Below are 21,751 nucleotides of genomic sequence, written 5' to 3'. Positions count from 1 at the left end.
TCGTGTTCCCAGCTTATCAGATGTTTTCCGTGCCGTTCCCGGCGCTTCCTTCGTCCAACTCGCTGGTGTCTTCTGCGGCTTGACGCCCCGTCCGACGTTCCAAACTCTAGCCGACCCCCGCTCCGAAAAGCGAATCCGGCCGCAATCATCAAAAATGAGCACAACAAAACAAACCCTTGCTGCGAAAGCCAAAAGGCATGGCGCAGCTCAGTCGGTTCTGGAAGTGGTGTTTCGAGGATTGGCCGCCCCGGGACCGTCCGCGCTGCTGCGTGTCCGGTGCTCCCTGTCGAGCGACTAGGGAACACTACGCCGGTTCGCGGCCGAAGGCAAACGCCCGGCAAACTCCCGGGACAAGCCGCAGGCCGGCCCGCACGGGTGCGGGCCGGCCTGTCGAGCGGGAGGGGCTCGGAGCGGGAGCGGGCGGGTGCCCGTCCGGATCAGTTGTTGGTCGGGAAGCCCAGGTTGATGCCACCGTGCGAGGGGTCCAGCCAGCGCTGGGTGACCGCCTTGCCGCGGGTGAAGAACTGGACACCGTCCTGGCCGTAGGCGTGGGCGTCGCCGAACAGCGAGGCCTTCCAGCCGCCGAAGGAGTAGTAGGCGACCGGGACCGGGATCGGCACGTTGATGCCGACCATGCCGACCTCGACCTCGTACTGGAAGCGCCGGGCCGCGCCGCCGTCGTTGGTGAAGATGGCGGTGCCGTTGCCGTACGGGTTCGCGTTGATGAGGGCCAGGCCCTCCTCGTAGGAGTCGACCCGCACCACGGACAGGACCGGGCCGAAGATCTCGTCGTTGTAGACGGACATGCCGGGCTTGACGTGGTCGAACAGGGTGGGGCCGAGCCAGAAGCCGTCCGCGGTCGGCGAACCGTTGCGGTCCTCGGCGGTGATCTCGTGCTTGCGGCCGTCGACGGCCAGCTCGGCGCCGTCGGCGAGGCCGGACTCCACGTAGGAGGTGACCTTGTCCCGGTGCTGGCCGGTGACGAGCGGGCCCATCTCGGACTCGCCGTTGCAGCCGGGGCCGACCTTGAGGGTGGCGATCCGCTGCTTGATCTTCTCGACCAGCTCGTCGCCGATCGGGTCGACCGCGACCAGGACGGAGACCGCCATGCAGCGCTCGCCGGCCGCGCCGAAGCCGGCGTTGACAGCGGCGTCGGCGCTCAGGTCGAGGTCGGCGTCCGGCAGGACCAGCATGTGGTTCTTGGCGCCGCCGAGGGCCTGGACGCGCTTGCCGTAGCGGGTGCCGGTCTCGTAGACGTAGCGGGCGATCGGGGTGGAGCCCACGAAGCTGACCGACTTGATGTCGGGGTGCTCCAGCAGCCGGTCCACGGCGACCTTGTCACCGTGGACGACGTTGAAGACGCCGTCCGGCAGACCGGCCTCCTTCCACAGCTCGGCCAGGAAGTTGGCGGCGGACGGGTCCTTCTCGGACGGCTTGAGCACCACGGTGTTGCCGGCCGCGACGGCGATCGGGAAGAACCACATCGGCACCATGGCCGGGAAGTTGAACGGCGAGATGATGGCGACCGGGCCGAGCGGCTGACGGATCGAGTAGACATCGATGCCGGTGGAGGCCTGCTCGGTGAAGCCGCCCTTGAGCAGCTGCGGGATGCCACAGGCGTACTCGACGACCTCGAGGCCGCGGGCGATCTCGCCGAGCGCGTCCGAGTGCACCTTGCCGTGCTCGGCGACGATGATCGACGCCAGCTCGTCCTTGCGGGCGTTGAGCAGCTCGCGGAAGGCGAAGAGCACCGTGGTGCGCTTGGCGATCGAGGCGGCGCGCCACTCGGTGAAGGCCGAGGCGGCGGCGGCAACCGCCTGGTCGACGTCCGCGACGTCCGCGAAGTCGACGTGGCCCGTGACCTGGCCGGTGGCCGGGTCGAAGATGTCACCGCGACGGGGCGCGGCACCGGCGGTGGCGACCGGGCGGCCGCCGATCCAGTGGGTGATGTGCTTGCTCAAGGTCCGTCTGCCTCCGAAGTCCGGGCGGCCTTGCGCCACCGGTCCCTTGTGTGACGCCGCCCGCACGGGACGGGGGCGGCGAGGTCACGGGGCTACCGCGCTCACTCGTCCAGTCTGCTGGGCGGTGGGGGCTGCCTCAACGAACAGGCTGACGGGGATTGCGGATTCAGCCTTACAGGTCGTACTGCCGACCCGTTCCGAGGGCCCGGTCCTCCACGTCCTCCACGTCTTCCAGGTCCACCAGGTCCTCCCGGGCCTCCACGTCCTCGAGGTACGGGTCGTGCAGGCCGTCCGCGTCCTCGCGGGTCTCCAGGAGGTCCAGCCTGAGGTCCTGGGCCCAGGCCAGCGCCCACCGCTTCAGCGCGTCGACCTCCCCGCCGGGCAGGCCGCGGGCCCGGAACCGCCCGTCGGCGGCCTCGGCCAGGGTCTCCAGCCGGTCGGCGAGCGCGGTGGGCTGGAACTCGGCGTCCAGCGCGGTGGCCAGCGCGAGCAGTTCGCCCTCCCGGTAGCAGGCGGTGAGGGCGTGCACGTCGATCAGGTCCCGGGGCATCGCCCGGTCGACGAGCAGCGCGGTGGTGAGGGCGGCGGCGTCCTCCAGCGCGACCGTGTCCACCACGAGCGGGGTGCCGGGCGCGCTGTCGGAACCAACGCTGTCGGAACCAACGCCGTCGGAACCAACGCCGTCGGAACCAGCGCCGTCGGGACCGGGGCCGCCGAGGTCGAGGCGGACCGGACGGTGCCCCAGCGGTTCCTTGCGCAGTTCGACGGTGTGCGCCCGCCCGCCCAGGGTGAGCCGGACGGAGAGCTGTTCCAGCCGGGGCGTGCCGGGACGCTCCACGACCACGCCGCCCACCGTCCGGTAGGCCTGCGCCAGCTCGGCGGCGGCCCGGGGCAGGTCGGCGGTCCCGGTGGCCACCAGGGTGATCCCGTCCTGGTCGCAGGCCCGGACGCCGTGGGCGCGCAGGGCGTGCCCGCCCGCGAGGGCGAGGCCGTACCGCTCGCGCACGGGTCGGGCCAGGTCCACGAGGCGCAGCTGGGCCGGGCCCGGGTGGAGGGCGGGGTCGACGGCGTCCGGGGCTGTGGTCACCCCTCCAGTCTGGCGCGCCGCCCCCTCCGGCGCGCCCGACCGGGAGGACCGCAGGCGGGCCGGACCGCTCCGGTCACCAGTCGCCGAGCCCGGCCGCCGCCTCGTGCAGGGCGAGTTCCAGGAGTACGGGGTCGTTGAGCCGTCCGGACCCGTCGGGCGGTACGAGCCAGCGCACGCCCCGGCCCCGCCGCTCGGGGTGGGGGACGACGATCCAGGTGCCCTCCCCGGCGCAGCGCACGCCGGTGCCGATCCAGCGGGCGGCGGTGCCGGCGGGCACCAGGAAGCCGATGTGCTCGTCACCGAAGTCGGCCAGGACCGGTCCGCAGGAGCCGGTGCCGAGGAGTTCGACGACCGGGCGGCCCAGCCGGCCGGGTACCGAGAGGACGTCCCAGTGCCGTCCGGCCGGGAGCAGGACCAGGCCGAGGCCGGAGCGTTCCCACTGGGCCCGGAAGGCCTGCGGGTCCGGCGCGGCCTGGGCCAGCCAGTCGAGTGCCGTGGTCTCCATGTGCTGTCCCCGCTCTGCGCGTCGGTGTGTTCGATAACGCGGCGGGGCATGCGGAGACCCGCCGTCACCTTCGAGAGGCGAACGGCGGGTCTCTCTTACACGAGTACACGGGTCCGGTTCACGGGTCCGGCCCGGATCCGTGAACCGAATTCGTGGACCGGACCCGTTGTACCGGTCAGCTCGTGCACCGGTCAGCTCGTGCACCGGTCAGCTGTCGAAGCCGAGCCCCAGCTTGTCGAGGGTGCGCAGCCACAGGTTGCGCTCCCCGCCGGTGCGGTCGGCGCGCTCCAGCGAGCGGGTGGTGATGCCGATGCCGGCCCAGCGGACGGGCTCGGGCGGGAAGGGCAGCGGCTTGCGCCGCACCATCTCCAGTTCGGTGCGCTCGGTGCGCTCGCCCGCGAGCAGGTCGAGCATGACCTCGGCGCCGAACCGGGTGGCGCCGACGCCGAGGCCGGTGTAGCCGGCGGCGTAGGCGACCCGGCCCCGGTAGGCGGTGTCGAAGAACGCGGAGAACCTGGTGCAGGTGTCGATCGCGCCGCCCCACGCGTTGGTGAAGCGGACGCCCTCCAGTTGCGGGAAGCAGGTGAAGAAGTTCCGGGCCAGGGTGCGGAACGTCTCCGGCCGCTGGTCGTACTCGTGCCGGACGTGCCCGCCGAACCGGTAGACGGCGTCGTACCCGCCCCAGAGGATCCGGTTGTCCGCGGAGAGCCGGAAGTAGTGGAACTTGTTGGCGCTGTCGCTGAGGCCCTGGCGGCCCTTCCAGCCGATCGCGGCCAGCTGCTCGTCGCTGAGCGGCTCGGTCATCAGCGCGTAGTCGTACACCGGGACGATGAACGGACGGACGCGCTTGACCAGCGAGGGGAAGGCGTTGGTGCCGAGCGCGACCTTGCCGGCGAAGATCCGGCCGTAGGGGGTGCGGACGGCCATGCCGGCGCCGTGCTCGCGCAGGGCCTCGGCCGGGGTGTGCTCGAAGATCCGCACGCCCAGGCCGAGGCAGGCCTGCTTGAGGCCCCAGGCGAGCTTGGCGGGGTGGACCATGGCCACGCCCTCCTTGTCCCAGATCCCGCCGAGGAAGGTCGGCGAGTCGACCTGGGCGCGCAGTTCGCCGCGGTCGAGCACGGTGACGTCGAGGCCGTACTGGGCGACGGCCTCGGCGACCTCGTGGAGTTCGTCGAGCTGGTGGGGCTGGGTGGCGATGTCGATCTCGCCGGTGCGCTCCCACTCGGCGTCGATGCCGTAGCGGGTGAGGGTGGCCTCGATGCCGTCGAGGTTGTCGGCACCGAGGCGCTCCAGCCGGCCGAGCTCGGCGGGCCAGCGCTGCAGGCCGTTGCCGAAGCCGTGGGTCAGGCTGGCCGCGCAGAATCCGCCGTTGCGCCCGGACGCGGCCCAGCCCACTTCCTGGCCCTCGACCAGGACGACGTCCAGGGAGGGGTCGCGCTCCTTGGCGACGAGGGCGGTCCAGAGGCCGGAGTAGCCGCCGCCGACGACCAGGAGGTCGCAGTGGGCGTCGCCGACCAGGGCGGGCTGCGCCGTCGGCCGCCCCGGGTCCTCGAGCCAGAAGGGGGTGGGCCTGGCGTCACTGAGCGCGCGGGCGGAGTCCATGCATTATCAGCCACTTTCTGCACATTGATGGTGATGATCGGCCGCCGTCCCGACGGTACGCCGGGACGGCGGCCGGGGCGGTCAGGCGGTCGCCTTCCGGCGGTTCCCGAGCCACTGCCCGCCCACGGTGAGCCCGACGGCGGCGATGAACATCGCGGTGCCGATGACGTTCACCTGGACCGGGATGCCGCGCTGCGAGGCGCCCCAGACGAACATCGGGAAGGTGACCGTGGTCGGTCCCGAGTTGAACTGGGTGATGATGAAGTCGTCGAAGGAGAGCGCGAAGCTGAGCAGCGCGCCGGCCGCGATGCCGGGGGCGGCGAGGGGCAGGGTGACCCGCAGGAAGGTCTGGACCGGGGTGGCGTAGAGGTCCTGGGCGGCCTGCTCGAGCCTCGGGTCCATGCTCATCACGCGTGCCTTGACCGCCGTCACCACGAAACTCAGGCAGAACATGATGTGCGCGATGAGGATGGTGGTGAAGCCGAACGGGATGCGCATGTTGAGGAAGAGCGTGCCGAGCGAGGCGGCCATGACCACCTCGGGCATGGCCATCGGCAGGAAGATCATCGCGGTGGTGGCGGAGCGGCCGCGGAAGCGGTAGCGGGCCAGCGCGAAGGCGACCATGGTGCCGAGCACGGTGGCGCCGACGGTGGCGAGCACCGCGACCTGGAGGCTCAGCGAGAGCGACTGGCACATGTCGGCGACGCCGCAGGGGTCGGTCCAGGCGTCGGTGGAGAACTCGTTCCACTCGTAGTTGAACTTGCCGACCGGCTTGTTGAACGAGAAGGCGAGGACCACCAGGTTGGGCAGTACCAGGTAGGCGAGGGCCAGCAGGCCCGCCAGCACCACCAGGTGCGCGCGGATCCATGTGAAGAATCGGGACATCAGACCAGTTCCTCCGTCCCGGCCTTGCGCATGTAGACCGTCACCATGCCCAGGATCAGGGCCATCAGGATGAAGCTGAGCGCGGCGGCCGTGGGGTAGTCGAGCACGTTCAGGAACTGCTTCTGGATGCCGTTGCCGACCATCTGCTCGCTCGGCGAGCCCAGCAGCTGGGCGTTGATGTAGTCGCCGGAGGCCGGGATGAAGGTGAGCAGGGTGCCCGCGACCACACCGGGGAGCGAGATCGGGAAGGTGACCTTGCGGAAGGTGGTGAACGGGCGGGCGTAGAGATCCCCGGCGGCCTCGTGCAGGCGCGGGTCGATCCGCTCCAGCGAGGTGTACAGCGGCAGGATCATGAACGGCAGGAAGTTGTAGGTGAGGCCGCAGACCACGGCGAGCGGGGTGGCCAGCACGCGGTCGCCGGAGGTGAGACCGATCGCGCTGGTGACGTCCAGCACGTGCAGGGTGTTGAGCAGGCCGACCACCGGGCCGCCGTCCGAGAGGATGGTCTTCCAGGCCAGCGTGCGGATCAGGAAGCTGGTGAAGAACGGCGCGATGACCAGGATCAGCAGCACGCTGCGCCAGCGCTTGCTCGCCTTGAAGGCGATCGTGTAGGCGAGCGGGTAGCCGATGGCGAGGCAGAGCAGGGTCGCGGTGGCCGCGTAGCCGAACGAGCGGACGAAGTGCCACTTGTACTCGACCAGGGCGTCCCAGTACGTGGCGAGGTGCCAGGTGACGCGGAAGCCGTCCTCGAGCGAGCCGGTCTGCAGCGAGGTGGAGCCCTGGTAGAGCATCGGCACGGCGAAGAAGACGACCAGCCAGGCGACGCCGGGCAGCAGCAGCCAGTACGGGGTGAGCTTGCGCCGGGTCCTGGGTGCGGAGCCGGCGGGCTGGCCGCTGTCGGGGGGTATCGCCTGCGGCGGGGCGGCCTCGGTGAGGGTGCTCATGCCGCCGCCTCCCCGGTGCCCGCGTCGATCGCCTGCGCGGCGTCGAGGGCGAAGGAGTGCGCCGGGTTCCAGTGCAGGACGACCGGGGCGCCGGGGACGACCCGGGCGTCGCGCTCCATGTTCTGCTCGAAGACGGTGACCTCCTGGCCGCCCTCGGTGCGCACCAGGTACTGGGTGGAGACGCCGATGAAGCTGGAGTCGACGACGGTGCCGGCCAGCCGGTTGCGGCCCTCGGCGACCTCGGCGGAGCCGTGCTCGATGGTGATCTTCTCCGGGCGGACGCCGAGGTGGACCCGCCTGGCCTCGGTGGCGCAGCGGGCCCGGGGCACGGTGAGCCGGGCGCCGGCGGCGCTGAGCAGCAGGTCCTCGCCGGCGCCGCCGGTGACGTCGGCGGGCAGCAGGTTGGACTGGCCGAGGAAGTTGGCCACGAAGGTGGTGGCGGGGTTCTCGTAGAGCTCGGCGGGCGCGCCGAGCTGCTCGACCCGGCCGCCGTTCATCACCGCGATGGTGTCGGCCATGGTCATGGCCTCCTCCTGGTCGTGGGTGACGTGCACGAAGGTGATGCCGACCTCGGTCTGGATCCGCTTGAGCTCCAGCTGCATCTGGCGGCGGAGCTTGAGGTCGAGGGCGCCGAGCGGCTCGTCGAGGAGCAGCACCTGCGGGTGGTTGATGAGCGCGCGGGCGACGGCGACGCGCTGCTGCTGGCCGCCGGAGAGCTGGTGCGGCTTGCGCCGGGCGTACTGGCCGAGCTCGACGAGTTCGAGCATGTCCTCGACCTGCTTCTTGACGTCCTTGCGGCCGCGCCGGCGCAGGCCGAAGGCGACGTTCTCGAAGATGTCGAGGTGCGGGAAGAGCGCGTAGCTCTGGAAGACGGTGTTCACCGGCCGCTTGTACGGGGGCAGCGCGGTGACGTCCTGGCCGCCGATGAGGACGGTGCCGCTGGTGGGCTCCTCCAGGCCGGCGATCATCCGCAGGGTGGTGGTCTTGCCGCAGCCGGAGGCGCCGAGCAGGGCGAAGAAGGAGCCCTGGGGGACGGTCAGGTCCAGCGGGTGGACGGCGGTGAAGGAGCCGTAGGTCTTGCCGATGCCGGTGAGCCGGACGTCGCCGCCGACGGCTGCGGGGCTCTGCTGCTCTGTCATGGATGGTGTCTCTCTGGGTTCGCTGCCGTCAGTGGGGGTCAGGCGCCGATGAGCTTGGAGAACTTCTCCTCGAAGTCGCTCTCCTCGGTCTCGGTGAGGGTCCGGAAGACGTGCGCCTTGGCCGCCATCCCGGGGGTGGGGACGACCAGCGGGTTGGCGGCGCTGTCCGGGGCGATCGCGGCCAGTTCCTCCTTCACCCCGGTGACGGCGGAGACGAAGCCGATGCCTGCGGTCAGCTGCGCCGCGATCTTCGGCTGATAGTAGAAGTCGATCAACTTCTCGGCGTTCGTCTTGTGCTGCGCCCTGGCCGGGACCAGCAGGTTGTCGGTGCTGGTCACGAAACCCTTCTCGGGGATGACGAACTCGATGTCCGGGTTGTCGGCCTGCAGCTGGATCAGGTCGCCGCCCCAGGCGACGCAGGCGGCGATGTCGCCGGAGGAGAGCTCCTGGCCGTAGTCGTTGCCGGTGAAGCGGCGGATCTGCTTGTTGTCGACCGCCTTCTGCAGCCGGGCGACCGCGGCGGCGTAGTCGTCGGCGGTGAACTTCGCCGGGTCCTTGCCCATGTCCAGCAGGGTGATGCCGATGCTGTCGCGCATCTCGGAGAGGAAGGTCACCCGGCCCTTGAGGTCGGGGTCCTCCAGCAGCTGGGCGACACTGGTGACCTCCTTCCCCTTGGTGGCCTTGCGGTTGTAGGCGATGACCACCTGGATGCCGGCCCACGGGTAGCTGTACAGCCGGCCCGGGTCCCAGTCGGGGGCCCGGAAGCGGGACTCGACGTTGGTGATGGCGGTGGTGACGTTGGCCGGTTTGAGCTTCTGCGCCCAACCGAGGCGGATCAGCCGGGCCGCCATCCAGTCGGTGAGCACCATCAGGTCGCGGCCGGTGTCCTGGCCGGCGGCGAGCTGCGGCTTGACCTTGCCGAAGAACTCGACGTTGTCGTTGACGTCCTCGGTGTACCTGACCTTGATGCCGGTGGCGGCGGTGAAGGCCTCCAGGGTGCCGTGCTTCTCCTTGTCGTTCTCGTCGGTGTCGACGTAGAGCGGCCAGTTGGAGAAGTTCACCTCCTTCTCGCTGTCCGAGAGGTCCTTGGCGGCGTTCGCGGTGGAGTCGCCCGTCCCGCCGGTGTGCCCGGCGGGCGGGATGCCGCAGGCGGCGAGGCCGGCCGCGCCGGCGGTCAGGGCGGCGGCGCGCAGCACGGCGCGCCGGCCGAGAGCGGCCCGGCCACTGGTCAGACTGCGTTCCCAGGCCTTGCGGACCGGTTCCGACAGTCCGTCGGTGAGCTCGTTGAACGCCATGGGACGGGCCTCCTGGGGGGCGAAGGGGGGTGTGGGGGGCACCCCGGTCCGGGTTATCTGTCTCCGAAGACGGTGCGGTGCCAGTCCTTGCGGGCGACCGCGGTGGTGTCGAACATGACGTGCTTGACCTGCGTGTACTCGTCCAGCGAGTACTGCGACATGTCCTTGCCGTAGCCGGAGGACTTGTAGCCGCCGTGGGGCATCTCGCTGAGGATCGGGATGTGGTCGTTGACCCAGACGCAGCCGGCCGCCAGCTCGCGGGTGGCCCGCAGCGAGCGGTGGACGTTGCTGGTCCAGGCGGAGGCGGCCAGGCCGTAGGGGGTGTCGTTGGCCAGCCGCAGGCCCTCGTCGTCGCTGTCGAAGGGCAGGACCACCAGCACCGGGCCGAAGATCTCGCCCTGGACGACCTCGCTGTCCTGGGCGGCGCCGGTGATCAGGGTGGGGCGGTAGTAGGCGCCGCGGGTGAGGTCGGTGCCGTCGTGGCCCTTCGCGGGCGCGGCGCCGCCGGTGACCACGGTCGCGTAGCCGCGGGCGCGCTCGACGAAGCCGGCCACCCGGTCGCGGTGGGTGAAGGAGACCAGCGGGCCGAGGTCGGTGCGCGGGTCCAGCGGGTCGCCCAGCCGGATCCCCCGGTACAGCTCGGCCACGCCGGCCACGAAGGCGTCGTAGAGCGGGCGCTGGACGTAGGCGCGGGTGGCGGCGGTGCAGTCCTGGCCGCTGTTGATCAGGGAGGCGGCGACGGCGCCGTGCGCCGCGGCGTCGAGGTCGGCGTCGTCGAAGACCACGAACGGGGCCTTGCCGCCGAGTTCCAGGTGGGTGCGCTTGACGGTCGCGGTGGCGAGTTCGGCGACCCGCTTGCCGACCGGGGTGGAGCCGGTGAAGGAGACCATCGCGACGTCCGGGTGCGACACCAGGTGCTCGCCCGCGACCCGGCCCGCGCCGGTGACGACGTTGACCACGCCGTCCGGGATGCCGGCCAGGGTGCAGGCCCGGGCGAACATCAGCGAGGTCAGCGGGGTCAGCTCGGCCGGCTTGAGGACGATGGTGTTGCCGGCCGCGATCGCCGGGAGGACCTTCCAGGCGGCCATCTGGAGCGGGTAGTTCCAGGGCGAGATCGAACCGACCACGCCGATCGCCTCGCGCCGCACGTACGAGGTGTGGTCGCCGGAGTACTCGCCGGCCGCCTTGCCCTCCAGGTTGCGGGCGGCCCCGGCGAAGAAGGCCGTGTTGTCGATGGTGCCGGGGACGTCGAACTCGGTGGAGAGCTTGATCGGCTTGCCGGTCTGCGCGGTCTCCACCCGGGCGAGGTCGGCGGCCGCGTCGGTGAGGACGGCGGCCAGCCGGGTGAGCGCCTCGGAGCGGGCACCGGGGGTGGCACCGGCCCACTCCGGCAGCGCGGCCCGGGCGGCGGCCACGGCCTCGTCGACCTGTCCGGTGGAGGCCAGGGAGAACTCCTCGACGACGCTTCCGTCGGCCGGGTTGACGACCTGGAAGGCGTCACCGCTCCCCCGGCTCTGCCGGCCCGCGATGTACTGCGCGCCCGCGCCGAAGTCGGTCAGGTCCATCTGGTTCCTCCAGGTTCCGGTGGTGCGACCGTCCGGACGACCGCCCCGGGCCGTCCCGCCCGCGCCGCCGTGGGGGGCGGGCGAGGGGGCGGACAGGGCGTGGCCGGCAGGCCGGTCGTCGCGCTCGTGGCGCCGGGTTCCGGCCACAGGGCCGGAACCGTCACGGTCGACCCGCTGACCATGCCTGCTGGCGCCGGGGCGTGACAAGGACCACTGCGACAACCTCGGCGGAAAGCGCCTTACAAGGTGCAAGGCTTCGGGCAGGGCAACAGGTCGTCGCCGCGATGGATGATTTCCCTGACACTCTGAACCCTGGAGGCCCCGCGATGCTCCCCACCGTCGCCCGTGTGCTCGACCTGGAGGTGATGCGCCGCGGCCTCCCCCAGGTGGTGGCCGGAGCCGACCACCTGGAACGCCCGGTCCGCTGGGTCCACGTCAGCGAGCTGCCCGACGTCGCCGGCATGCTGCAGGGCGGCGAACTGGTGCTGAGCACCGGCATCGCCCTGCCCGAGGACCGCGAGGGCCTGGCCCGGTACGTGCGCGAGCTCGCCGACATCGGCGTCGCCGGACTGGTCATCGAGTACGGCCGGCGCTACTTCGACAGCCTGCCGCGCGCTTTGGTGCACGCTGCCGAGCAGCGCGGACTGCCGCTGATCGCGCTACGCCGCGAACTGCGCTTCGTCTCCGTCACCGAGGCCGTGCACGCCCTGGTGGTCAACGCCCAGCTGGAGCAGCTGCGCACCTCCGAGGCGATCCACCAGGTGTTCAACGAACTGGTCGTGGAGGGCGCCGAACCGGCCGAGGTGGTCCGCCAGGTGTCCCGGATAGCGGGAGCCCCGGTCGTCCTGGAGAACCTCGCCCACCAGGTGCTCACCCACGAGTCCGCCGGGCGGCCCGAGGCCGAGCTGCTGGAGGACTGGGAGCGCCGTTCGCGCGGGGTGCGCCCGCCCGGGCGCACCGGGTACGACCCGCGCAGCGGCTGGCTGGTCACCGCGGTCGGCGCCCGCGGGCAGGACTGGGGCCGGCTGGTGCTGATGCAGGAGCCCGGTCCGCAGCCGGAGGGCGGGCCGCACCCGTTCACCATGCTGCTGGAGCGCGGCGCCTCCGCGCTGGCCCTCAACCGGCTGGTGGTCCGCGACCGGGAGAGCCTGGAGCGGCAGACCCACCGCACGCTGCTCTCCGGGATCCTCACCCATGCGCTGACCGTCTCCGAGGTGGCCCTGCGCGCCCAGGCGCTCGGCGTGCCGCTGGAGGGGCGGCGGCTGGTCGGCGCGGTGCTGCGGCAGCGGCGCGGCCCGATCCCGGCCGCGCTGGAGGCGCAGGCCCGGCTGCGCGACTTCACCGAACTCGCGGCCAGCGCCGTCCGCGCCTGCCGGCTGTCCGCCCTGGTCGGGGCCCTGGACGACGAGGGCGTCGGCGTGCTGATCACGCTCGGCCCGCAGCAGGACGAGCACGCCGCGCTGGACGCCTTCGCCGCGGCGCTGCGCCGGCTGGCCGCCGAGGCGGCCCGGGACGCCACCGCGCCGGAACCGGTGGTCGCGGTCGGCTCCTCGGTCGGCTCGGTCCGCGACGCCCGGCGCACCCTGCTGGAGGCCACCCAGGTCGCCGACGCGGCGCTGCACGACGCGCCCGGCGGTCGGGCCGCGTCCTACTACCGGCTGCCCGACGTGCGGCTGCGCGGACTGCTGCACCTGCTGCGGGACGACGCCCGGCTGCAGACCTACGTGGAGCGGGAGCTGGGGCCGCTGCTCGCCTTCGACGCCGAGCACAACGGCCAGCTGGTGCAGATGCTGCGGATCTACCTGGAGCAGGGCCGGAACAAGTCCGCGGCGGCGGACGCCGCGCACCTGTCCCGGCCGTCCTTCTACGACCGGCTGCACAAGGTCGAGCGGATCCTCGGGGTCGACCTCGACCAGGTCGAGTCCTGCCTCTCGCTGCATGTCGCCCTGCTCGCGCTGGACGCCGTCCGCCGCTGACCCGGTCGCCGCCCGCCCCCGCGCTCGCCCCGAGAAGGACCGGTCGACGGGGGCGGGGCCACGGCCCCTGGACGCCGGTCAGACGCCGGTGATCCGGGTCCAGACCTTGTGCAGACCGGGCCGCTCGGCGGAGCCGACGTCGCGCATGGTGTGCAGCCGGGCCCGCATCTCCTCGGTCGGGAAGAGCAGCGGGTGCTCCGCCAGCTCCGCCTTCTCCCGGTCCCCGCTGGCCGCCAGCACCTCGCGGGCGGCCGGAACGGGGCAGATGTACTGCACCGCGGCCGCCAGCTCGGCGGCCACCTCGGGCTGGTAGTAGTGGTCGATCAGCAGCTCGGCGTTGCGCTTGTGCTCGGCCCGGTTGGGGATCATCAGGCTCTCCGCCCACAGCTCGCCGCCCTCCTCGGGCACCACGAACGCGATGTCCGGGTTCTCGGCGGTGAGCTGCACGGCGTCGCCGGAGTACGCCTGGCAGGCCAGCGCCGCGCCGGAGGCCAGGTCGCTGGTGTAGTCGTTGCCGGTGAACCGCCGCACGTGCCGGCTGTCGACCATCCGCTGCACCAGGTCCATCGCCTGCCGGGCCTGGTCCTCGGTGAACGCCGAGATGTCGGCGCCCTGGGCGAGCATCAGCAGGCCGAGCGCCTCGTCCAGCCCGGCGAACAGGGTGACCCGGCCCTTCAGGTCGGGCGCCCAGAGGTCGGCGACGGACTTGATCTCCCGGCCGAGCTCCTTGCGGTTGTACGCGATGCCGGTGATCCCGGACTGCCAGGGCACGCTGCGCCGGCGCCCGGGGTCGAAGGCCGGGTCGGCGAGCTGCGGGTCCAGCTGCGCCGTGACATTGGGCAGGTTGGCCCGGTCCATGGCCTGCACCCAGCCGAGCGAGACGTACCGGCCGGCCATCCAGTCGCTGACCACCATCAGGTCGCGGCCCGGGTCGGTGCCCTGAGTGAGCACCGGGCCCATCTTGCCGAAGAACTCGTCGTTGTCGTTGATGTCCTCGGTGTAGGTGACCTTGATGCCGGTCCGCTCGGTGAAGGCGTCCAGGGTCGGGCGCCCGCCGTCGTCGTCGACGTCGATGTACTGGGTCCAGTTGGAGAAGCCCAGCCGCTTCTCGCTCTCCGAGCGGTCGGGGGCGGAGCGGCGGTCCTCGTCCACGTAGGCGGACGGGATGCCGCAGCCGGTCAGGGCGGCGGCCCCGAACAGTCCGGCACCGGCGCCGAGCACCCCGCGGCGGGACGGACGGCGGCGGGTCGGACCGTGGAGACCGCTCGGGCGGCGGGCGGGGGTGGTGCTGGGCATGGTGGGGCCTCCGGAGCGGGAGACGGCCCCGGACGCGAGGGCGCCCGGGGCCGTCCTGTCGGTGAGAGTCAGACGGTGTGCGCGTCGGCCAGCGACAGCACCTCGTCGAGGACGGCGAGGCCGGCCTTCGCCTCCTCCTCCGTCACCGTGCACGGCGGAACGACGTGGAAGCGGTTCATGTTCACGAACGGCCAGAGCCCGCGCTGCTTGCACGCGGCGGCCAGCTCGGCGATCGGGCCGTTGGCGGCACCCGCCGCGTTGTACGGCACCAGCGGCTCGCGGGTGGCGCGGTCCTTCACCAGGTCGAGCGCCCAGAAGACGCCGAGTCCGCGCACCTCGCCGATGGACGGGTGGCGCTCCGCCAGCTCGCGCAGGCCGGGGCCGAGCACGGTCTCGCCGATGTGCTTGGCGTTCTCGACGATGCCCTCCTCCGCCATGGTGTTGATGGTGGCGACGGCCGAGGCGCAGGCCAGCGGGTGGCCGGAGTAGGTGAGCCCGCCGGGGAACGGCCGCTCCGCGAAGGTGGCGGCGATCTCCGCGCTGATCGCCACGCCGCCGAGCGGGACGTAGCCCGAGTTGACGCCCTTGGCGAAGGTCAGCAGGTCCGGGGTGACGCCCCAGTGGTCGGCGGCGAACCACTCGCCGGTGCGGCCGAAGCCGGCCATCACCTCGTCGAGGATGAACACGATGCCGTAGCGGTCGCAGATCTCCCGGACGCCGGCCAGGTAGCCGGGCGGCGGGATCAGGATGCCGGCGGTGCCGACCACGGTCTCCAGGATGACGGCCGCGACGGTGCCGGGGCCCTCGAAGGCGATGACCTGCTCCAGGTGGGCCAGCGCGCGCTCGCACTCCTGCGCCTCGTTCTCGGCGTGGAAGTTGCTGCGGTAGGCGTACGGGCCCCAGAAGTGCACGATGCCGGAGACACCGGTCTCGCTGGCCCAGCGGCGCGGGTCGCCGGTGAGGGCGATCGCGTTGGCGGTGGCGCCGTGGTACGAGCGGTAGGTGGAGAGCACCTTCTGCCGACCGGTGTGCAGCCGGGCCAGCCGGATGGCGTTCTCGTTGGCCTCGGCGCCGCCGTTGGTGAAGAAGATCTTGTCCAGGTCGCCGGGGGTGCGCTCGGCGATCAGCCGGGCGGCCTCGCTGCGCGCCTCCACCGCGAAGCCGGGGGCGATGGTGCAGAGCTTCGCCGCCTGCTCCTGGATGGCCGCGACCACCTTCGGGTGCTGGTGCCCGATGTTGGTGTTGACCAGCTGCGAGGAGAAGTCCAGGTAGCGGTTGCCGTCGTAGTCCCAGAAGTACGAGCCCTCGGCGCCGGCCACCGCGAGGGGGTCGATCAGCGCCTGGGCGGACCACGAGTGGAAGACGTGCGCGCGGTCGGCGGCCTTGACGGCCTGGCCGGCGGCCGAGTCGGCGGTGGGGATGCTCATGCGGCAAGGCTAGGGACTCGCCGTACCGAAGTGGAGAGCCATCCTGTCAGCCGGTCGGCTCAACGGCCGACAGGGTGCAAAGGCACAGGGCCCGGGTCGCGGGGACCCGGGCCCATGGTCGGATCACACGATCGTCGTCCGGTCGGACCGTGCTCCGGTGGTGGTGCTCGCTCAGATGGCGGTCATCACGTGCTTGACGCGGGTGTAGTCCTCGAAGCCGTAGGAGGAGAGGTCCTTGCCGTAGCCGGACTTCTTGAAGCCACCGTGCGGCATCTCGGCGACCAGCGGGATGTGGGTGTTGATCCAGACGCAGCCGAAGTCCAGGCGGCGCGACATCCGCATGGCGCGGGCGTGGTCCTTGGTCCACACCGAGGAGGCCAGCGCGAACTCGACGCCGTTGGCGTAGTCCACGGCCTGCTCCTCGTCGGAGAAGCGCTGCACGGTGATGACCGGGCCGAAGACCTCGTTCTGGATGATCTCGTCGTCCTGCTTCAGGCCGGAGACGACGGTCGGGGCGTAGAAGTAGCCCTTGTCGCCGACCCGGTGGCCACCGGCCTCGACCTTGGCGTGCTGCGGCAGGCGCTCGATGAAGCCGGAGACCTGCTTCAGCTGGTTGGCGTTGTTCAGCGGGCCGTAGAGCACGTCCTCGTCGTCCACGCCACCGGTCTTGGTCTCGGCGGCGGCCTTGGCCAGCGCCTCGACGAAGGCGTCGTGGATCGACTCGTGCACCAGCACGCGGGTGGCGGCGGTACAGTCCTGGCCCGCGTTGAAGAAGCCCGCCACCGAGATGCCCTCGACGGCCTCGGCGATGTCGGCGTCCTCGAAGACCACGACCGGGGCCTTGCCGCCCAGCTCCAGGTGGACGCGCTTGACGTCCTTGGAGGCCGACTCGGCGACCTGGATGCCGGCGCGCACCGAGCCGGTGATGGAGGCCATCGCCGGGGTCCGGTGCTCGACCATCAGCCGGCCGGTCTCGCGGTCGCCGCAGATCACGTTGAAGACGCCGGCCGGGAGCTCGAGGTCCTTGAGGATGCCGCCGATGATCTCGGCCAGCAGCACGGTGGAGGCCGGGGTGGTGTCGGAGGGCTTCAGCACCACGGTGTTGCCGGCGGCGATGGCCGGGGCGAACTTCCAGACGGCCATCATCATCGGGTAGTTCCACGGCGCCACCTGGGCGCAGACGCCGACCGGCTCGCGGCGGACGATCGAGGTCATGCCGTCCATGTACTCACCGGCGGACTTGCCCTCCAGCAGGCGGGCGGCGCCGGCGAAGAAGCGGATCTGGTCCACCATCGGACCGATCTCCTCGGAGAGGGTCAGCCCGCGCGGCTTGCCGGTGTTGCGGACCTCGGCGTCGACGATCTCGTCGGCACGGGCCTCGACCGCGTCCGCGATCTTCAGCAGCAGCTTCTGCCGGGTGCTCGGGGTGGAGTCCCGCCAGGCCGGGAACGCGGCCGCGGCGGCGTCCATGGCGGCGTCGACGTCGGAGGCGCCGGACAGCGGGGACGTCGCGTAGACCTCGCCGGTCGTCGGGTCGACGATGTCGAGCGTGCGGCCGTCGGCCGCATCGACGAACTCACCGTTGATGTAGTTGCGCAGCGTGCGAAGGTCGCTCACGGATGTCTCCTCGGTCTCGGCCTGCGGCATTGCAGAATCCGGCGCCATGGTACGTCGGTTGCCGGGGCCGACGGCGGGCGCCGAGTGGCCGCGCCGGTCGTGCCGCGGTCCACTGGTTGGCGGAATGCGCGCGGCACAGCGGAGCCGCGCGCGTACCGTAGCCAGGGTAGCCGTACGACTGCCGTTATCGACAGGCCGAGCGCGCATAGACGATGAAATCCGCATGCGTTTTCCAAGATCTCGACGAAATCAGCAGCTGCCGCGCTTGCGCACACGAGACCGATCGGGCACAGTGGCGGCGTGGCCAACCGCGACCGGAACGCCAGCGTTCCCCTCGACGCCGCCTCCAAGGCGATCATCGAGCAGCTCCAGGAGGACGGGCGCCGCCCGTACGCCGCCATCGGCAAGGCCGTCGGCCTGTCCGAGGCGGCCGTGCGACAGCGCGTCCAGAAGCTGCTCGACCAGGGCGTGATGCAGATCGTCGCCGTCACGGACCCGCTCACCGTCGGCTTCACCCGCCAGGCGATGGTCGGAATCCGGGTCGAAGGAGACATCGATCCCGTCGCCGACGCGCTGGCCGCCCTCGACGAGGTCGACTACGTCGTCTGCACCGCCGGCTCGTTCGACCTCCTGGCCGAACTGGTCTGCGAGGACGACGAGCACCTGCTCGAAATGATCAACAAGCGCATCCGCGCGCTTCCCGGCGTGCGGAGCACCGAGAGCTTCGTTTACCTGAAGCTCCGGAAACAGACCTACACCTGGGGCACCCGATGACAGCCGACCCGGCGCAGAAGGACCTTTCCAAGACCGCCTACGACCACCTGTGGATGCACTTCACCCGCATGTCGTCGTACGAGAACTCCCCCGTGCCGACGATCGTCAAGGGCGAGGGCACCTACGTCTGGGACGACAAGGGACGCAAGTACCTCGACGGCCTCGCCGGCCTGTTCGTCGTCCAGGCCGGCCACGGCCGCGAGGAGCTGGCCGAGGCCGCCGCCAAGCAGGCCAAGGAGCTCGCCTTCTTCCCGGTGTGGAGCTACGCCCACCCGAAGGCCGTCGAGCTGGCCGAGCGCCTGGCCAACTACGCCCCGGGCGACCTGAACAAGGTCTTCTTCTCCACCGGTGGCGGCGAGGCCGTCGAGACCGCCTGGAAGCTTGCCAAGCAGTACTTCAAGCTGACCGGCAAGCCGACCAAGTACAAGGTCATCTCGCGGGCCGTCGCCTACCACGGCACCCCGCAGGGCGCCCTGTCCATCACCGGCCTGCCGGGCCTGAAGGCCCCGTTCGAGCCGCTGGTGCCGGGCACCCACAAGGCCCCGAACACCAACATCTACCGCGCCCCGGCCTTCCTGGCCGGCCCCGACGGCACGGTCGACCCCGAGGCGTACGGCCGCTGGTGCGCCGACGAGATCGAGGTCGCGATCCTCAACGAGGGCGCCGACACCGTCGCCGCGGTCTTCGTCGAGCCGGTGCAGAACGCCGGTGGCTGCTTCCCGCCGCCGCCCGGGTACTTCCAGCGCCTGCGCGAGATCTGCGACCGCCACGACGTGCTGCTGGTCTCGGACGAGGTCATCTGCGCCTTCGGCCGCCTCGGCACCATGTTCGGCGCCGACAAGTTCGGCTACCAGCCCGACATGATCACCTGCGCCAAGGGCATGACCTCGGGCTACTCCCCGATCGGCGCCACGATCATCTCGGACCGCCTGGCGGAGCCGTTCTACAAGGGTGACAACACCTTCCTGCACGGCTACACCTTCGGTGGCCACCCGGTCTCCTCCGCGGTGGCGCTGGCCAACCTCGACATCTTCGAGCGCGAGGGCCTGAACCAGCACGTCCTCGACAACGAGTCGAAGTTCCTGGGCACCCTGGACAAGCTGCGCGACCTGCCGATCGTCGGCGACGTCCGCGGCAACGGGTACTTCTACGGCATCGAGCTCGTGAAGGACAAGGTCACCAAGGAGTCGTTCAACGACGACGAGGTCGAGCGCGTGCTCTACGGCTTCCTGTCGAAGGCGCTCTTCGAGAACGGCCTGTACTGCCGCGCCGACGACCGTGGCGACCCGGTCATCCAGCTGGCGCCGCCGCTGATCTCCGACCAGTCGACCTTCGACGAGATCGAGCAGATCCTGCGGACCAGCCTCACCGACGCGTGGGCGAAGATCTGACCCCTCGGAACTTTCCTCCCCACCCTCAGTCGCAGGGCGGTCCCGCTTCGGCGGGGCCGCCCTGCGGCGTTCCCGCTTCGGCGGGGCCGCCCTGCGGCGTTCCCGGCACTGCCCCGACTGCGGCTCCGGCGGCGGTTCCCAACACCGCCCCGGCACGGTTCCGACGGCGGTTCCCGGCCGTTCCGCCATCGGTCCGTCGATCAAACACGCCTGATTGCGGGTGATTTGCCCCGGATGGGCCAGTGTGCCGCAACCGCGCCCAGGCCCGATCGTTCTAATCTGACGACTGTCATATCCCTGCGGCCACCCAGGATGGAACCTCATGTCAGCGGCCCCTCCTGACAACGACGTGCTGTGGGCCCGGGGGATCGTCAAGTCCCACCAGGGCACCCCCGCGCTGCGCGGCGTCTCGCTCGGGGTCCGGGAGGGCGAGGTCCTCGCCGTCACCGGCCCGCGCGGCTCCGGCAAGAGCACCCTGCTCGGCTGCCTCTCCGCCCTGCTCCCGGTGGACGAGGGCGAGGTCTGGTTCAACAGCTCCCCCGTGCACACCCTCGGCCGGGCTGGCCGCGAACGGCTGCGCCGCGACCGCTTCGGCTTCGTCGGCTCCGAACCGCACCTGGTCCCCGAACTGACCGCCCGGGAGAACGTCGCCCTGCCCCTGCTGCTGGCCGGCGCCGGCGGCAAGGCCGCCTACACCGCCGCCGACGAGTGGCTGGAACGCCTGGACATCGGCGACCTCGCCAAGGTCCGGCCGGAACGGCTGGTCCAGGGCCAGCGCCAGCGGATCGCCGTCGCCCGCGCCCTCGCGCCGCTCCCGCCGGTCGTCTTCGCCGACGACCCCACCGCCCCGCTGCACCGCGAGACCGCCGAACAGGTCCTGCGGATACTGACCAGCGCGGCCCGCTCCCACCAGCTCACCCTCGTGCTGGCCACCCACGACCCCGAGCTCGTCCGGTACGCGGACCGCGCCGTCGCCCTCCTCGACGGCCGCCTGACCGGCCCCGCCACGCCCGTGCCGCGCGGCATCGCCGCCCCCGGCACCGCCGGGGCCACCGCCGTCCCGGCCGCCGGCCGCTGAAAGAGTCGACGCCGTGTTCTATCTCCGCCTGGCCCGGGGCTACCGGGTCCTCGACCTCGGCCGCTGGCTGCTGACCGCCCTGGCCGGCGCGGTCGTCGCCGCCTTCCTGCTGCGCGCGCTCGGTCGGGCGATGAGCGGCCCCGCCGACGGCCACGACGCGCTCGTCCGGCTGCTCTGGTGCCTGCCCCCGCTGGCCGCGGTCGCCTGGTTCGCGGCCGTCGCCGCCCGCGCCGTGCCCGCCCGGCGGGCCGACCGGATCACCGGGCTCACCACCGCCGGCGCCGGGGCCGGCCGGATCCGCGCGCTGATCGCCGGCGAGGTCGCGCTCGCCTGCGGGGCCGGCGCCGGACTCACCCTGCTGCTCTTCCTGGTCCTGCGCAACGACATCGCCGGACCGGGCCTCGCCGACGAACTGGGCATGGGCGTCGCCCTCCCCGCCGCCGCACCGGTCACCCTGCTCGCCCTCGTGCCGCTGACCGCCGGACTCGCCGCCGCCGGGGCCGTCCGGCCCGCCGAGACCCTGCCCGGCCGCTCCGGCGCCGAACCGACCGGCTTCGGCCCGTGGCGGCTCGCCCTGCCGATCGGCCTCGCCGTCATCGGCCTCGCCCTGGAACTGATCGCGCTGCGCCCCGGCGCCGCCGCCGACGGCCGCCCGATCCAGCTGCCGGCCGGTCTCGGCAGCACCAGCACCGCCGCGCTGGGCGGCTGGGTCGCCTCCGCGGTCGGCCTCGCCCTGCTCACCGGCCCGCTGCTCGGCTGGGCCGGCCGGCTGCTGGCGGTCGGGCGGCCCACCCCGCTGCGGCTGCTCGCCGGCCGCGGCCTCACCGCCCAGGCCCGCCGGCTCGGGGCGCCGCTGGCCGTCCTCGCCCTGGCGCTCGCGGTGGTGCTCACCACCGTCCGCTACTGGCTGGGCGAGCCCGGCAGCGCCGATGTCCTGCCCGCGATCGAGGCCGCGCTGGTGCTGGGCTGCACGGCCGGGGCGGTGGTGGTCCGGCTGGCCGAGCTGCGCACCGCCCGCCGGGGTGTCGCCGAGGCGCTGCTGCGGCTCGGGGCGGCGCCCCGGCTGCTGTTCGGCGCCGTCGTGCTGCGGACCCTGATGACCGGCACGGTCCTGCTGGTCACCGGCGGGGCGACCGCCGCCCTGGCCGCCGCCGGACTGCGCTGAGCCGCCGGGGCGGTCCACGGACGACGCGGAAGGGCCCGGCCGAT

17 protein-coding genes are annotated in these 21,751 nt (G+C 72.0%); 5 read left to right on the top strand and 12 right to left on the bottom strand.

Annotation, left to right across the window (positions count from 1 at the left end):
• Positions 1-437 precede the first annotated feature (437 nt).
• The 9 genes from IF01_RS0130285 to IF01_RS0130245 all read right to left on the bottom strand — a co-directional run bounded on the left by IF01_RS0130285 (position 438) and on the right by IF01_RS0130245 (position 10,983).
• Positions 438-1,961, bottom strand: a complete 1,524-nt coding sequence (locus IF01_RS0130285) for a CoA-acylating methylmalonate-semialdehyde dehydrogenase (RefSeq protein ID WP_030396774.1) — start codon at positions 1,959-1,961, stop codon at positions 438-440.
• 172 nt (positions 1,962-2,133) lie between these two features.
• The gene (locus IF01_RS44420) at positions 2,134-3,048 is read right to left on the bottom strand and encodes a hypothetical protein (RefSeq protein ID WP_051756500.1); all 915 of its coding nucleotides are present in this window, start codon (positions 3,046-3,048) and stop codon (positions 2,134-2,136) included.
• Between the two features lie 73 nt (positions 3,049-3,121).
• Entirely contained in the window at positions 3,122-3,553 is a 432-nt protein-coding gene (locus IF01_RS0130275) for a bifunctional DNA primase/polymerase (RefSeq protein ID WP_030396772.1), read from the bottom strand.
• Positions 3,554-3,760: 207 nt separating this feature from the next.
• Positions 3,761-5,155 (bottom strand): NAD(P)/FAD-dependent oxidoreductase, encoded by a 1,395-nt coding sequence (locus tag IF01_RS0130270; protein WP_030396771.1) that lies wholly within the window; start codon positions 5,153-5,155, stop codon positions 3,761-3,763.
• A gap of 81 nt (positions 5,156-5,236) precedes the next feature.
• A complete protein-coding gene (locus IF01_RS0130265; RefSeq protein WP_030396770.1) occupies positions 5,237-6,040 on the bottom strand; it encodes an ABC transporter permease in 804 nt (267 codons plus the stop codon).
• A complete protein-coding gene (locus IF01_RS0130260; protein WP_030396769.1) occupies positions 6,040-6,984 on the bottom strand; it encodes an ABC transporter permease in 945 nt (314 codons plus the stop codon). Before IF01_RS0130260 ends, IF01_RS0130265 begins: the two co-directional genes overlap by 1 nt.
• Positions 6,981-8,123, bottom strand: a complete 1,143-nt coding sequence (locus tag IF01_RS0130255; RefSeq protein WP_030396768.1) for an ABC transporter ATP-binding protein — start codon at positions 8,121-8,123, stop codon at positions 6,981-6,983. Before IF01_RS0130255 ends, IF01_RS0130260 begins: the two co-directional genes overlap by 4 nt.
• A gap of 38 nt (positions 8,124-8,161) precedes the next feature.
• Positions 8,162-9,418 (bottom strand): polyamine ABC transporter substrate-binding protein, encoded by a 1,257-nt coding sequence (locus IF01_RS0130250; protein ID WP_030396767.1) that lies wholly within the window; start codon positions 9,416-9,418, stop codon positions 8,162-8,164.
• Positions 9,419-9,471: 53 nt separating this feature from the next.
• Positions 9,472-10,983 carry a gamma-aminobutyraldehyde dehydrogenase gene (locus tag IF01_RS0130245; protein ID WP_030396766.1) on the bottom strand — a complete coding sequence of 504 codons (1,512 nt, stop codon included), beginning with the start codon at positions 10,981-10,983 and terminating at the stop codon, positions 9,472-9,474.
• Positions 10,984-11,309: 326 nt separating this feature from the next.
• Between IF01_RS0130245 and IF01_RS0130240 the strand changes: the two genes are divergently transcribed.
• Positions 11,310-12,959: a PucR family transcriptional regulator gene (locus IF01_RS0130240; RefSeq protein ID WP_030396765.1), complete on the top strand. Its 1,650-nt coding sequence runs from the start codon at positions 11,310-11,312 to the stop codon at positions 12,957-12,959.
• A gap of 78 nt (positions 12,960-13,037) precedes the next feature.
• On the opposite strand, the gene IF01_RS0130235 is transcribed toward IF01_RS0130240, so the two are convergent.
• The 3 genes from IF01_RS0130235 to IF01_RS0130225 form a co-directional block, all read right to left on the bottom strand.
• Positions 13,038-14,255 carry a polyamine ABC transporter substrate-binding protein gene (locus IF01_RS0130235; protein ID WP_051756498.1) on the bottom strand — a complete coding sequence of 406 codons (1,218 nt, stop codon included), beginning with the start codon at positions 14,253-14,255 and terminating at the stop codon, positions 13,038-13,040.
• Between the two features lie 68 nt (positions 14,256-14,323).
• Complete coding sequence (locus IF01_RS0130230; RefSeq protein ID WP_030396763.1) at positions 14,324-15,682, bottom strand: aspartate aminotransferase family protein; 1,359 nt, start codon at positions 15,680-15,682, stop codon at positions 14,324-14,326.
• A 171-nt stretch (positions 15,683-15,853) separates the two neighbouring features.
• The gene (locus IF01_RS0130225) at positions 15,854-17,329 is read right to left on the bottom strand and encodes a gamma-aminobutyraldehyde dehydrogenase (protein ID WP_030396762.1); all 1,476 of its coding nucleotides are present in this window, start codon (positions 17,327-17,329) and stop codon (positions 15,854-15,856) included.
• Between the two features lie 270 nt (positions 17,330-17,599).
• Here IF01_RS0130225 and IF01_RS0130220 point away from each other — a divergent pair, with 270 nt between their 5' ends.
• The 4 genes from IF01_RS0130220 (at position 17,600) to IF01_RS0130205 (ending at position 21,707) form a co-directional block, all read left to right on the top strand.
• Complete coding sequence (locus tag IF01_RS0130220; RefSeq protein ID WP_030396761.1) at positions 17,600-18,073, top strand: Lrp/AsnC family transcriptional regulator; 474 nt, start codon at positions 17,600-17,602, stop codon at positions 18,071-18,073.
• Positions 18,070-19,464 carry an aspartate aminotransferase family protein gene (locus tag IF01_RS0130215; protein WP_030396760.1) on the top strand — a complete coding sequence of 465 codons (1,395 nt, stop codon included), beginning with the start codon at positions 18,070-18,072 and terminating at the stop codon, positions 19,462-19,464. Before IF01_RS0130220 ends, IF01_RS0130215 begins: the two co-directional genes overlap by 4 nt.
• 322 nt (positions 19,465-19,786) lie before the next feature.
• A complete protein-coding gene (locus IF01_RS0130210) occupies positions 19,787-20,542 on the top strand; it encodes an ABC transporter ATP-binding protein (protein ID WP_030396759.1) in 756 nt (251 codons plus the stop codon).
• A 13-nt stretch (positions 20,543-20,555) separates the two neighbouring features.
• Positions 20,556-21,707 (top strand): hypothetical protein, encoded by a 1,152-nt coding sequence (locus IF01_RS0130205; protein WP_030396758.1) that lies wholly within the window; start codon positions 20,556-20,558, stop codon positions 21,705-21,707.
• Positions 21,708-21,751 lie beyond the last annotated feature (44 nt).

Source organism: Kitasatospora purpeofusca, from assembly GCF_000718025.1.
GTDB classification, from domain to species: domain Bacteria; phylum Actinomycetota; class Actinomycetes; order Streptomycetales; family Streptomycetaceae; genus Kitasatospora; species Kitasatospora purpeofusca.
The sequence above is the reverse complement of the archived record's forward strand: the minus strand, read 5'-3'. Positions and strand labels throughout refer to the sequence as shown.

Excerpts from the sequence above, each read along its gene's own strand:
- IF01_RS0130260 (WP_030396769.1), bottom strand. The coding sequence starts at position 6,984 with ATGAGCACCCTCACCGAGGCCGCCCCGCCGCAGGCGATACCCCCCGAC.
- IF01_RS0130235 (WP_051756498.1), bottom strand. The coding sequence starts at position 14,255 with ATGCCCAGCACCACCCCCGCCCGCCGCCCGAGCGGTCTCCACGGTCCG.
- IF01_RS0130255 (WP_030396768.1), bottom strand. The coding sequence starts at position 8,123 with ATGACAGAGCAGCAGAGCCCCGCAGCCGTCGGCGGCGACGTCCGGCTC.
- IF01_RS0130210 (WP_030396759.1), top strand. The coding sequence starts at position 19,787 with ATGTCAGCGGCCCCTCCTGACAACGACGTGCTGTGGGCCCGGGGGATC.
- IF01_RS0130275 (WP_030396772.1), bottom strand. The coding sequence starts at position 3,553 with ATGGAGACCACGGCACTCGACTGGCTGGCCCAGGCCGCGCCGGACCCG.
- IF01_RS0130245 (WP_030396766.1), bottom strand. The coding sequence starts at position 10,983 with ATGGACCTGACCGACTTCGGCGCGGGCGCGCAGTACATCGCGGGCCGG.
- IF01_RS0130250 (WP_030396767.1), bottom strand. The coding sequence starts at position 9,418 with ATGGCGTTCAACGAGCTCACCGACGGACTGTCGGAACCGGTCCGCAAG.
- IF01_RS0130265 (WP_030396770.1), bottom strand. The coding sequence starts at position 6,040 with ATGTCCCGATTCTTCACATGGATCCGCGCGCACCTGGTGGTGCTGGCG.
- IF01_RS0130240 (WP_030396765.1), top strand. The coding sequence starts at position 11,310 with ATGCTCCCCACCGTCGCCCGTGTGCTCGACCTGGAGGTGATGCGCCGC.
- IF01_RS0130215 (WP_030396760.1), top strand. The coding sequence starts at position 18,070 with ATGACAGCCGACCCGGCGCAGAAGGACCTTTCCAAGACCGCCTACGAC.
- IF01_RS0130225 (WP_030396762.1), bottom strand. The coding sequence starts at position 17,329 with ATGCCGCAGGCCGAGACCGAGGAGACATCCGTGAGCGACCTTCGCACG.
- IF01_RS0130230 (WP_030396763.1), bottom strand. The coding sequence starts at position 15,682 with ATGAGCATCCCCACCGCCGACTCGGCCGCCGGCCAGGCCGTCAAGGCC.
- IF01_RS0130270 (WP_030396771.1), bottom strand. The coding sequence starts at position 5,155 with ATGGACTCCGCCCGCGCGCTCAGTGACGCCAGGCCCACCCCCTTCTGG.